Origin of the sequence: aff. Roholtiella sp. LEGE 12411 (assembly GCF_015206995.1) — a bacterium.
In the GTDB taxonomy this organism is placed as follows: Bacteria; Cyanobacteriota; Cyanobacteriia; order Cyanobacteriales; family Nostocaceae; genus Komarekiella.
Genome location: NZ_JADEXR010000188.1, coordinates 1 through 10,963 on the forward strand (window position 1 = coordinate 1; position 10,963 = coordinate 10,963).

At 41.9% G+C, this 10,963-nt stretch carries 14 protein-coding genes and 1 tRNA gene; 5 read left to right on the forward strand and 10 right to left on the reverse strand.

The features are described 5' to 3' along the window. Nucleotides 1-108: 108 nt before the first annotated feature. From IQ246_RS26235 to IQ246_RS26245, 3 genes are all read right to left on the reverse strand, one after another. Nucleotides 109-360 (reverse strand): hypothetical protein, encoded by a 252-nt coding sequence (locus IQ246_RS26235; RefSeq protein WP_194006237.1) that lies wholly within the window; start codon nt 358-360, stop codon nt 109-111. A gap of 73 nt (nt 361-433) precedes the next feature. Continuing rightward, complete coding sequence (locus tag IQ246_RS26240; RefSeq protein ID WP_208492312.1) at nt 434-775, reverse strand: PIN domain-containing protein; 342 nt, start codon at nt 773-775, stop codon at nt 434-436. Then, nucleotides 765-986 (reverse strand): hypothetical protein, encoded by a 222-nt coding sequence (locus IQ246_RS26245; protein WP_194006238.1) that lies wholly within the window; start codon nt 984-986, stop codon nt 765-767. The genes IQ246_RS26240 and IQ246_RS26245 overlap by 11 nt, the downstream gene beginning before the upstream one ends. A 351-nt stretch (nt 987-1,337) precedes the next feature. On the opposite strand from IQ246_RS26245, the gene IQ246_RS26250 reads away from it, so the two are divergent. Further along, nucleotides 1,338-2,870: an IS5 family transposase gene (locus IQ246_RS26250; protein WP_194006246.1), complete on the forward strand. Its 1,533-nt coding sequence runs from the start codon at nt 1,338-1,340 to the stop codon at nt 2,868-2,870. A 69-nt stretch (nt 2,871-2,939) separates the two neighbouring features. Here IQ246_RS26250 and IQ246_RS31060 read toward each other — a convergent pair whose 3' ends face one another. From IQ246_RS31060 to IQ246_RS26270, 5 genes are all read right to left on the reverse strand, one after another. Then, entirely contained in the window at nt 2,940-3,071 is a 132-nt protein-coding gene (locus IQ246_RS31060) for a hypothetical protein (RefSeq protein ID WP_255515649.1), read from the reverse strand. A gap of 161 nt (nt 3,072-3,232) precedes the next feature. Further along, nucleotides 3,233-3,505 carry a DUF2442 domain-containing protein gene (locus IQ246_RS26255; RefSeq protein WP_194006239.1) on the reverse strand — a complete coding sequence of 91 codons (273 nt, stop codon included), beginning with the start codon at nt 3,503-3,505 and terminating at the stop codon, nt 3,233-3,235. 69 nt (nt 3,506-3,574) lie between these two features. Continuing rightward, the gene (locus IQ246_RS26260) at nt 3,575-3,736 is read right to left on the reverse strand and encodes a DUF4160 domain-containing protein (protein WP_339379215.1); all 162 of its coding nucleotides are present in this window, start codon (nt 3,734-3,736) and stop codon (nt 3,575-3,577) included. 81 nt (nt 3,737-3,817) lie between these two features. Beyond that, nucleotides 3,818-3,976, reverse strand: coding sequence for a hypothetical protein (locus IQ246_RS26265; protein ID WP_194006240.1), 159 nt, complete (start codon nt 3,974-3,976; stop codon nt 3,818-3,820). 341 nt (nt 3,977-4,317) lie between these two features. Further along, nucleotides 4,318-4,391, reverse strand: a tRNA-Pro gene (locus IQ246_RS26270). A 140-nt stretch (nt 4,392-4,531) separates the two neighbouring features. Here IQ246_RS26270 and lipA point away from each other — a divergent pair. From lipA to IQ246_RS26290, 4 genes are all read left to right on the forward strand, one after another. Beyond that, nucleotides 4,532-5,419, forward strand: coding sequence for a lipoyl synthase (gene lipA / locus IQ246_RS26275; RefSeq protein ID WP_194006241.1), 888 nt, complete (start codon nt 4,532-4,534; stop codon nt 5,417-5,419). Between the two features lie 10 nt (nt 5,420-5,429). Further along, on the forward strand, nt 5,430-6,398 hold the full coding sequence (locus IQ246_RS26280; RefSeq protein ID WP_194006242.1) for an NAD(P)H-dependent glycerol-3-phosphate dehydrogenase: 969 nt from the start codon (nt 5,430-5,432) through the stop codon (nt 6,396-6,398). Between the two features lie 609 nt (nt 6,399-7,007). Then, nucleotides 7,008-8,258, forward strand: a complete 1,251-nt coding sequence (gene sigC / locus IQ246_RS26285; protein ID WP_194006243.1) for an RNA polymerase sigma factor SigC — start codon at nt 7,008-7,010, stop codon at nt 8,256-8,258. A 325-nt stretch (nt 8,259-8,583) separates the two neighbouring features. Continuing rightward, the gene (locus tag IQ246_RS26290) at nt 8,584-9,039 is read left to right on the forward strand and encodes a Fur family transcriptional regulator (protein ID WP_162395449.1); all 456 of its coding nucleotides are present in this window, start codon (nt 8,584-8,586) and stop codon (nt 9,037-9,039) included. A gap of 131 nt (nt 9,040-9,170) precedes the next feature. Here the strand turns inward: IQ246_RS26290 and IQ246_RS26295 are convergent, their stop codons facing one another. Then, nucleotides 9,171-10,322: a peptidoglycan-binding protein gene (locus tag IQ246_RS26295; protein WP_194006244.1), complete on the reverse strand. Its 1,152-nt coding sequence runs from the start codon at nt 10,320-10,322 to the stop codon at nt 9,171-9,173. Nucleotides 10,323-10,340: 18 nt separating this feature from the next. Continuing rightward, the coding region (locus IQ246_RS26300; RefSeq protein ID WP_194006245.1) for a cobaltochelatase subunit CobN at nt 10,341-10,963 on the reverse strand (623 nt) is incomplete at its 5' end.

Consider the following 10,963-nt stretch of genomic DNA (forward strand, 5'->3'; position numbering starts at 1 on the left):
GCAGTTCCTCAGTTTGTATATCAGGAGACACCAACGAGAAATCCTTGAGATGCACCACACTCAACTTCCATGCTTGGGAACAATGCTTAATTTACATGATTTTTAGCCTTAACTGAACCGTATTGGTGCAGGTGGCGTATTTACCGTTACCCCCGACAGAGAAGGATGGAGAAACTCCCAGACAAGTGCGATCGTCTTTTTGTGGGGAGAAGAACGACCGCTTTTTTTACAGGAGTGCGACGCCGAATAGCCCGTCGTAGACATCGCTTTTGTGTAGGGAGAATGTGCGATCCTGAAGGGTAATTTGTCAGGGCGATCGCAGTGAATTACCGAATGCTGCTTAAGTCGAGTTATCCCCAAATATTAAGAATGAAAAGGATTAATAATCATTAATTGATGATCTATCTGCTGACCATCTTGTAAATCTTCACTCTCAGAGGATCTGACAACCCACTTCTAAGGCACTCGCTACAATTAAGCTATCAAAGTAACTATACTGATAACGTTCCGCTAAATTCAAAGCCGTTTCAATGGTGGTAACGGAAACCATAGCAATTTCAAATTTTTCGGTAACTTCTTCAACAACAACCCTAATTTGAGCGTATTCTAAGAGAAACTTCCGTTTTAAAACATTAATTGTTTCATTGAGAACTTGGGTGCTAATCCAAACGTCACCTGATTGAACACAGTCAATAGCACGCTGTTGTTTATCGGGATCATCCTGAGAATACCCATAGATTAGAATATTAGTATCGAGAAAAACTCTATCGGACATTAGCCTCTTCTCGATTAAAGTCAAATCCTTGAGTGTTTAAAGAAATTGCCTTGAAAATCGTTTTTTTTGGCTTTTCCACAGGTTCTGACAAAAGTTCTGAGTCATCTAAAACAATCACACGGATAGCTTTATCTTCCCACTGAGATGAATATTGTAGGGGAATGACAACTGTACCATTATGAATAATCGTCTTAAATTCAATGGCTTCCATAGGTTAGCTCAATCAAGCGTTATATCTAGTTTAGTTTGAATTTTTTGGACTTAGCTGAATAACACTCAACTTTGAGTCTAAGGATCAAGCTTATTGCGTAGGCGAAGCCCGTCGTAGACATCACTTTTTATTTGGAGGAGTGCATAGGTGTAGCTCATCGTAGGCGATCGCACTCTTATTCCCTAAACTAGAAAAACAAATAGTTAGGGCTTGCTGAAAAAGAAAGAGAAGCTCACAGTATATAGATTATCTGACCAAAGAAGTATATTCAGGTGCAAGACTTGAGGATACAATAGCCCAAAATCCTTGCATAACCGCGACCATCCGTACGAAAGCGTGCTGTTTGTAACCATGTACCGAAAACAGGGGCAAAATCCAATCTCACCAGAGAACTTTGAATTTCCGTTTTCAGGCAAGTTATCATCAGATAATCGTTGGGTAGTTCTGGCATCGTTAATACCCTGGGCAGAATTTGAAGACGAATATTCTGACGAATTGTCTATAGAGATGGGAGCGCCAGCAAAGCCATTTCGGATGGCATTAGGGGCATTAATAATTAAAGAAAAGTTAGGTATAAGCGATAGAGAAACAGTAGAACAAATTAAGGATAACCCTTATCTCCAGTATTTTATAGGGATGTCTTCTTATAGTAATGAAAATCCATTTGACTCATCAATGTTAGTACATTTTCGGGAAAGAATTAGTGCTGACCTAGTTAACAAAGTGAATCAAAAAATGGTGAAGAAGATGCTAGAAGCAACATCTTCTCAAGAGTCTGAAAAAAAAACCGAAGACGCTTACGGACTCGCTAACGCTGTGCTATCGCCAGAAAAAGAAGGTAGTAGCCCAAAAAATCGAGGGAAATTGATATTAGATGCCACTTGTGCGCCAGGTGATATCAGCTATCCGACAGATTTAAACCTATTAAATCAAGCGAGAAAACAAACAGAAAGAATAATTGACTTGCTTTATGAACAGATAAAGAGAACATTAGAGAAAAAACCAAGGACTTACCGGGAAATAGCTAGAAAAGACTACCTAGAAGTAGCTAAAAAACGTCGGGTATCTCAAAAAGATAGGAGAAAAGCGATTAGAAAACAACTTCAATATCTGAAAAGAAACTTATCATATATTGACCAGTTAATTCTAGCAGGGGCATTTCTAGAAAATTTCACTAATAGGCAATATAAGATGTTGCTGGTAGTGGCAGAAGTATATCGTCAACAACTATGGTTGTATGAAAATAAAAAACAGAGTATTGATGACCGCATTGTCAGTTTAAACCAACCACATATCCGCCCAATCATTCGGGGGAAAGCGGGTAAGCCCGTAGAATTTGGCGCAAAACTGTCAGCTAGTTGCTTTGAAGGATATGTGTTTTTAGACCATATTAGTTGGGATAATTTTAATGAATCAGGAGATTTAAAATCACAAGTAGAAGCATTTAAAAATTTCACAGATTATTATCCAGAATCAGTTCATGTTGATAAAATTTATCGCACCAGAGAGAACCGAGCTTGGTGCAAAGAACGAGGTATTAGAATTAGTGGTTCCCCTTTAGGTAGACCTCCAGCCAATGTGAGTAAAGAAAAAAAGAAGCAAGCATTATCAGATGAAAGGATTCGTAATTCTATTGAGGGAAAATTTGGACAAGCTAAAAGAAGATTTAGCCTGGGTAGAGTGATGGCGAAACTGTCTCATACTTCTCAAACAGCAATTGCTATTACTTTTTTAGTAATGAATCTTTCTACTCACCTGTCATGGGTTTTTTGTGCCTTTTTATGTCTATTTTTCAAAAATAGACCTTTTTTAGAGATTGGTATAATTGAACGTTATGCTTTTGCAAGCTATAGGCAACAAAAACTTATCTTTGACCTTGCTTAAATAACTACTCAACCCAAAAGAATTGCTTTTTTATGACTTTTTCAGCAAGCCCTACTTATTATCATGTATTCAACCAGTCAACACGAACAAATTCACCTGAAGCGATCGCTTTTTTGTCGGAAGATGGCGTAGGCGCAGCCCGCCGCAGGCATCGCCTTTTTTACGGGAGGGCGACGCCGAATAGCCCCTTAAAGTAGACATCGCTTTGATGATGGGAGATTGAGAGGCGATCGCTTTTGTGTAGGGAGAAGGGCGACGCCGAATAGCCCCTTAAAGTAGACATCGCCTTTATTTACAGGAGTGCCGATCCTATTTTTTAGTGCGATCGCAGTTACGAATAATACAAAAACCCAGTTGCCATCCTACAGCAGAACATCGCGATCGCCGGATGCTACTGTTATGCCATTTTTCCAAAGCTCATACTCACTCAGATCAATATTTTCATTCCACACAATCCCATAGCCCCCTTGCTCAACCTGAAAGTTCTGAAAAAAAGCTCTTTGACAAAGTGGAGCAAACGCGGGATTTTTTAAAAGATGGACAATATCATATTTCTTGATTTCTTGATTGGTGAATTCAATCACCAAGGTGTGATCGTTAATTGCTTTTGCTTGGCAAATTCGAGGGCATTTCATACTATTTTTACTCTACTTTAGAGGAGGTAGTTTACGAAACTCTTGAGTATTCCACATCTGTAAAAGATCCTACTGGTATAAAGTTGCCCACTCTAGAACTAATTTCTGAGCGCGACTTGGTAAATCGCCTTCAATGATTTCTAGCGATTCAATGCTCACTAAGGCATTGTACTCACCATAGATTGCATGAAAATGAGGCGGAGGGTGATCCCCAAAAAACACCTTGATCACAATTCCGTAGAACCTTGTAATAAGATGGCATAATTCATTCAAGCACGACTCTGATTTATCTTAATTCTATCAAAGCCTGCTCTATGGTAATAGATTAGGGTTTGTAAAGAGCGATCGCTTTGATGATGGGAGATTGAGGGGCGATCGCTTTTTTGTAGGAAGATGGCGCTCGCCTTTTTTACAGGAGTGCGATCCTGAAGGGAAATTTGGAGGAGCGTAGGCGTAGCCCGTCGTAGACATCGCTTTTTTTATGGGAGATTATGGAGAGCGTAGGCGTAGCCCGTCGTAGACATCGCTTCTTTATGGGAAATTGGGAAGTGTGATCGCCCTTTTTATTTTGTGGAAGGTGCGTAGGCTTAGCCCGTCGTAGACATCGCTTTTTGTTGGGAGAAGTGCGTAGGCTTAGCCCGTCGTAGACATCGCTTTTTGTTGGGAGAAGAGCGTAGGCGCAGCCCGCCGCAGGCATCGCTTTAAATAACTACTTCAAACGACGAAAAGAAGTGGCGAACTCAGGTTTCCGCCATCCAAAAATCTTCAACAGCGTCGTAGTCGGTCTGTTTTTGTCGCTTATGATATCAAAATCGGGATGACTGGATTCGAACCAGCGGCCCCTTCGTCCCGAACGAAGTGCGCTACCAAGCTGCGCTACATCCCGCCATAAAGATGGCACTGTACACTTAAAATATCACAACCAGTAGTAAATGACAAAACTACATCTATACAGAACAGATTACTTTCCCAAGGGCTTTGCTTGCTACGATTAGATATAGATAACTTTAGTAATAAAAGTGAATTGTGACTGTAAAACCAGACTGGTTGCGGGTGAAAGCGCCTCAGCCGGAGCGCGTTGGTAACGTTAAAGAAATTTTACGGGATTTAGCCCTCAATACGGTTTGCGAGGAAGCGTCCTGTCCGAATATTGGTGAGTGCTTCAACGCTGGTACTGCCACTTTTTTAATTATGGGGCCAGCTTGTACACGCGCCTGTCCCTACTGCGATATTGACTTTGAGAAAAAACCCAAACCGCTAGACCCTACCGAACCTGGACGACTGGCAGAAGCTATTCGCCGGATGAGACTCAATCATGTAGTTATCACTTCTGTGAACCGAGATGATTTACCGGATGGTGGTGCATCCCAGTTTGTGCAGTGTATTGAAGAGGTTCGCACTATCTCGCCACATACTACAATTGAAGTACTAATTCCTGACTTGTGCGGCAATTGGGATGCTCTGGAGATAATTCTACAAGCTGCACCAGAGGTACTAAACCACAATACGGAAACAGTTCCACGTCTGTATCGCCGGGTGCGTCCCCAAGGTAACTACGATCGCACACTAGAATTGCTTAATAGATCGCGTCAAATTGCTCCTTGGACATACACCAAATCCGGTATCATGGTCGGACTCGGCGAAACTGATGCAGAAATTCGCCAAGTTATGCGAGACTTGCGAGCAGTTGATTGTGATATTTTGACAATTGGGCAATACCTCCAGCCCAGCCAAAAACACTTAAAGGTAGATGAATTTATCCATCCAGAACAATTTACTGATTGGAAAGCATTCGGCGAGGAACTAGGTTTTTTACAAGTTGTTTCGTCGCCATTGACAAGAAGCTCATATCATGCAGAACAAGTGAGGGAATTAATGGAACGTTACCCCCGCTCAAAAAGCGATCAATTATAAGTTATGAGTTATGAGTGATCAGATTTACTCCATCTCAAAGCTCAAAACTCAAAACTCAAAACTTTCCATTGCAATTCTGGGTGCTGGTGCTTGGGGTATGGCTCTGGCAAATCTAGCTGCGGCTAATGGTCATAGGGTGCGCGTGTGGTCGCGTCAAGGGCCACAAACCTTGGAAGCCGTGCTACAAAATGCCCAAATAGTCCTGTCTGCTATTTCGATGAAAGGTGTGAGTAATGTTACTTCCCAAGTACATTCTTACCCCCTTTCTCCTGAGACGATTTTTGTCACGGCGACAAAGGGCTTAGATCCAGAAACCAGATGCACGCCATCACAAATTTGGCAAACAGCTTTCCCTGATCATGCAGTGGTTGTTCTATCAGGGCCAAATTTATCTAAAGAAATAGAACTAAGATTACCAGCAGCAACGGTAGTAGCCAGTAACATTCCCACTGCGGCGCAACTAGTGCAGCTGGTATTTTCTTCTCATCTATTTCGGGTATATACCAATCCCGATCCCTTGGGTGTGGAACTAGGAGGAACACTGAAAAATGTAATTGCGATCGCATCAGGTGTATGTGATGGTTTACAACTGGGAACAAATGCCAAAGCTGCTTTAGTTACCCGTGGACTGACAGAAATGGTTCGCATTGGTAATCTCTGGGGTGCAAATACGGAAACATTTTACGGTTTGTCAGGTTTAGGAGATTTGCTAGCAACTTGCAACAGCCCCCTAAGTCGCAATTATCAAGTTGGCTACCAACTCGCTGGTGGTAAGACACTTACAGAAATTCTCGCAAATTTACAAGGAACCGCTGAAGGAGTCAACACTTGTCGAGTTTTGGTGCAAATAGCCCAGCAGCAAAATATTGCTATGCCAATTACCGAGCAAGTTTATCGGTTACTTCAGAGTGAAGTCTCTCCCCAACAAGCTCTTGATGAACTTATGCTGCGAAATATCAAACCAGAATACAACTATTAATTAGTAATCGTCAGCACAAATCAACCTACATCTAATCAAGAGCTTAAAAGCCTAGCAGAAAAAAAGGGTTTTTGACTTTTGGTTTTCCGTAGGGTAAGAGTACTGGTGAGAATAGTTAATCAGCAATTAGCTGACAGTAACATTTTTAGCGTTATTACTAATGTGTTCCCAATAATCTATTAGCTATACTTATTTCCGAATATTCTCTAGGGAAAAATTGTAAATCGTCAGGAAATTACTTTTATAGCCATGTAAATATGACTATGCCAATTATAAGCATGATTTTTACTGAAGTATGTTTATACATAGTTACAAAAATAACATTCAATAACCGTCAAAGTTGAACTACTGACTAGGTAGTTTGGAATTTAAAACCTAGCTGTAGATTTGAATAGCTATTGGTTCAATCAAAAGCTTAGTAGCTAATTAAGTTCAGTAATACTGTATCTAATAAAACCATTGCAAGTATTTTCAAAAAAAAACTGCAATGGAATCCTTAACCGTGTTAGTTCATCTTGAATCACGGGAACAATAGCAACAGTTAAATAGCTGAACGTAATCTTAGCTGACCGTAATCTATTGTTACCTGGAGCCATTGAGACGATTCCTATGCCAGCAACATCTTTTTACGCAGATGCCGCCTACAATACCCAAAAGTCCCGACAGGTCTTAGACCCGGATCTCACTATTGATGACAGTGAGTTACCAGTAGATGATCTACAGGAACTGGAGATGGCTTCTGTTGACCCTGTTAACTTTGCTGCTAACACTAACCGTCGCAGTACTGACCTGGTACGTCTATATCTTCAGGAAATTGGTCGGGTGCGGTTGTTAGGGCGGGATGAAGAGGTTTCAGAAGCCCAAAAAGTCCAGCGCTACTTGCGGATGCGGATAGTACTTGCTAATGCCGCAAAGCAAGGGGATGAAGTGATTTCACCCTATCTCCGATTAGTTGAAGTTCAGGAGCGTCTGGCTTCTGAACTAGGACATCGCCCCTCGCTAGAAAGGTGGGCTGCCACTGCTGGAGTGATGGTATCGGATCTCAGACCGACTTTAGCAAATGGTAAACGTCGCTGGGCGGAAATTGCCAAGTTGACTGTAGAAGAACTGGAGCAAATTCAGTCCCAAGGACTCCAGGCAAAAGAACACATGATCAAGGCTAATCTTCGCCTAGTTGTGTCTGTTGCTAAGAAGTATCAAAATCGCGGCTTGGAATTGTTGGATTTAGTGCAAGAAGGCACATTAGGTTTAGAGCGAGCTGTGGAGAAATTTGACCCAACCAAGGGTTATCGCTTTAGTACCTATGCTTATTGGTGGATTCGTCAGGGTATTACACGAGCGATCGCTACTTCTAGCCGTACGATCCGCCTACCTGTTCATATTACAGAAAAGCTAAACAAAATCAAAAAAGCTCAACGCAAAATTGCTCAAGAAAAAGGTCGTACCCCAACCTTAGAAGATTTAGCAATTGAGTTGGAAATGACACCTACACAAGTACGTGAAGTTTTGTTACGGGTGCCTCGCTCCGTTTCTCTAGAAACCAAGGTAGGAAAGGATAAGGACACTGAGTTAGGTGAATTACTCGAAACCGACAGTGTAACCCCAGAAGAGATGTTAATGCGAGAATCTTTACAAAGAGATTTGCATCATCTTTTGTCAGATTTAACTAGCCGGGAGCGCGATGTAATTCTGATGCGATTTGGTTTAGCAGACGGTCATCCCTATTCATTAGCAGAAATTGGACGTGCTCTCGATTTATCGCGGGAACGAGTACGGCAAATTGAGTCCAAAGCTTTGCAAAAGCTGCGCCAACCCAAGCGACGTAACCTCATCCGCGACTATTTGGAGTCTCTAACTTAATCAATGGTCATTTGTCATTAGTCATTTGTCATTAGAAAACTGCAAATGACTAATGACTAAGGACAAGAGACTGATTTGATCCCCAGATCCAAAGCCTCTGAAGAAGATATAGCAAATTATTTGCATTTAATTGAATTGAACTATCTCCAGCTTTATTCTCAGAATATAGTTAGGCTGGTGATCACATCTTACCTAATTTTTCGTTAAGATTTTATTAATTGTACCTTAGTATTTAGTAAATCTTCTCAATAAGCAATGATTGTTGCAAATTGCTCAAAATATTTGTTATATTCTCAACTAACAAGCTTTGTTGAGAAAAATTAGTATGACTGTCTACACAACTACTTCACTTAAGGCAGAACTAAACGAGCGAGGCTGGCGTTTAACCCCTCAGCGCGAGACAATTTTACACATTTTCCAAGAACTTCCACAAGGTGAACATCTCAGTGCTGAAGATCTTTATCATCGTTTAGAAACTGATGGTGAAGGAATAAGTCTGTCAACTATCTATAGGACTTTAAAGTTGATGGCGAGAATGGGAATTCTGCGGGAACTAGAACTGGGAGAGGGACATAAGCATTATGAACTCAACCAGCCCTACCCGCATCACCACCATCACCTGATCTGTGTTAGGTGTAACTCAACTATCGAGTTTAAAAACGACTCAATTTTAAAAATTGGAGCTAAAACTGCACAAAAAGAAGGTTTTCATCTGCTTGACTGTCAAATGACAATCCATGCGGTTTGTCCCAAGTGCCAACGGGCACTGATGCCGCTTTAGTTCCTGAGTGGGATAACAAGGCGAAACTACTCAATTAACCAAATAAGTGGAATTTTGAGCTATTTGTAATTCGCTGTTATCGGAGGCAAATAACCATTTGGGAACTCATGCTTGCAACTCCTAAGCGGATGCTAAAAGCGTCCGCTCTTAAGATCATTGAGACTGACACCGTAGAATTCCTGGGCTTGTTTAATTGCTTTTTTAGTGTCAGCTGCCATTACGCCGTTCAGCTCGCCTTTATAAAAACCTCGTTCCTGTAGTCGCGTTTGGATTTCCAGGACATTAAACTCGCTTTTGGGAGCAGTATTAACTAGGTTATACAACTTACCTCTGGTAGTTGGGCCGGCAACGCCACTTGCTGCCAAGTAATTAGCTGACTGAAATCGACGTACAGCATCTGCGGTATAAGGGCCATAGTAGCCATTTGGCTCTCCCTCTAAATATCCTGCCTTGATTAAATGTTGCTGAAGAACTCTAACTGGCTCGCCGCGATCGCCAATGCGGAGTTTATTTCGATTAACTACGCGTTTGGGAGAATCTTCTCCATCACCAATACTTGTTGGCGGTAATTTACTTAGTGTTGCTGGGCCGACAATACCGTCAGTGTCTAATTTGTAAGAATCTTGAAACCGCTTGACAGCTTCTTCGGTGATCGGGCCAAATATGCCCGTAGCGTTTCCGTAATAAAAGCCTGCGACTCTTAAGCGTTCTTGTAAAACCCTGACGTCTTCACCTTCATCACCCTTGGTGAGGAAGTTGGAATTACGACGCTGGTTAGCCACTGATCTAGCAGTACTAGTTTTTTTAGCTTGTGAACTGGCAAGCTCAGTTTTTTTGGCTTGTGTACGCGCAGTACTGGGTTTTTTAGCTTGTGTACTCCCAGCCTTTGTCTGCCAGTTTTCTAATTTTTGCAGGGTTGTTGCTCCAACCATGCCATCCACTGGCAAGCCAGCTGCTTTTTGAAAGCGTCGTACAGCATCTTCTGTAGAGAAGTCATACACTTGGGTGACGGGTGCTGGATAAAAGCCTGCTCTTTTCAACTGTTGTTGTAAATTTCTAACAGAAGGGCCTTGATCGCCTCTTTCCAGTGCCATGACGCTGCTGACAGCGCTAAGAATAGACAAAGCTATAGCAAGGGGAAGCATATACTTCCACGCCTTACTAGAAAGTTTTTTCCAGTCTGGCGCTGCTGCTTTGTTTAACAAAGAACTTAGAGAGATTAATTCATTGGGTTCCCTATCTTCGTAGGCGAACGCTAAGTGCAAATACGCAAGGTTTTCCATATATATTTCCTACACCGTTTATTTTTCTTCGATAGTTGCTTCAGCTTGATGTACTAGGTTCCGCAAATTTTCTAATGTCCGTATATTTACATCCTGCCATAATCCGCGCTTGTGTGCTTCTAATAATCTTTCAGCCATGTCACGCAATGCCCACGGGTTCTTTTCTTGAATAAATTCTGAGACAACAGGATCAAGTAAATATGCCTCTAATATTCCCTGATACATGTGATCTTCCACACATTTAGTTGTGGCATCGTAGGCAAATAGATAATCCACTGTTGCTGCCATTTCAAATGCACCTTTGTAACCGTGACGCATCACCCCAGCAATCCACTTGGGATTAACTACGCGAGAACGATAAACGCGTGCAATTTCTTCTCTCAATTGACGAACGCGTGGTTGGGCAGGAATAGAATTGTCGCCAAAATAGGTTTGGGGATTTTTTCCTTGTAGAGAACGCACCGCTGCGGTTAATCCACCCTGAAATTGGTAATAATCGTCAGAATCAAGCAAGTCGTGTTCACGGTTGTCTTGATTGTGCAGCACAATTTGCATTTGCGCCAAGCGCTGTTCAAATGCTTCGGGTGCGGCGACTGGGGATTGGGGAAGGTGGGGCCCCCTCTGGGGATAAGGGGTAATGG

What these genes read in the sequence shown, in the direction of transcription:
- IQ246_RS26295 (WP_194006244.1), bottom strand. Translation starts at nt 10,322, where the DNA reads ATGGAAAACCTTGCGTATTTGCACTTAGCGTTCGCCTACGAAGATAGG.
- IQ246_RS26250 (WP_194006246.1), top strand. Translation starts at nt 1,338, where the DNA reads ATGTACCGAAAACAGGGGCAAAATCCAATCTCACCAGAGAACTTTGAA.
- IQ246_RS26255 (WP_194006239.1), bottom strand. Translation starts at nt 3,505, where the DNA reads ATGAAATGCCCTCGAATTTGCCAAGCAAAAGCAATTAACGATCACACC.
- IQ246_RS26290 (WP_162395449.1), top strand. Translation starts at nt 8,584, where the DNA reads ATGACTGTCTACACAACTACTTCACTTAAGGCAGAACTAAACGAGCGA.
- IQ246_RS26280 (WP_194006242.1), top strand. Translation starts at nt 5,430, where the DNA reads ATGAGTGATCAGATTTACTCCATCTCAAAGCTCAAAACTCAAAACTCA.
- IQ246_RS26265 (WP_194006240.1), bottom strand. Translation starts at nt 3,976, where the DNA reads ATGTCTACGACGGGCTACGCCTACGCTCCTCCAAATTTCCCTTCAGGA.
- IQ246_RS26240 (WP_208492312.1), bottom strand. Translation starts at nt 775, where the DNA reads ATGTCCGATAGAGTTTTTCTCGATACTAATATTCTAATCTATGGGTAT.
- IQ246_RS26245 (WP_194006238.1), bottom strand. Translation starts at nt 986, where the DNA reads ATGGAAGCCATTGAATTTAAGACGATTATTCATAATGGTACAGTTGTC.
- IQ246_RS31060 (WP_255515649.1), bottom strand. Translation starts at nt 3,071, where the DNA reads ATGTCTACTTTAAGGGGCTATTCGGCGTCGCCCTCCCGTAAAAAAGGC.
- sigC (WP_194006243.1), top strand. Translation starts at nt 7,008, where the DNA reads ATGCCAGCAACATCTTTTTACGCAGATGCCGCCTACAATACCCAAAAG.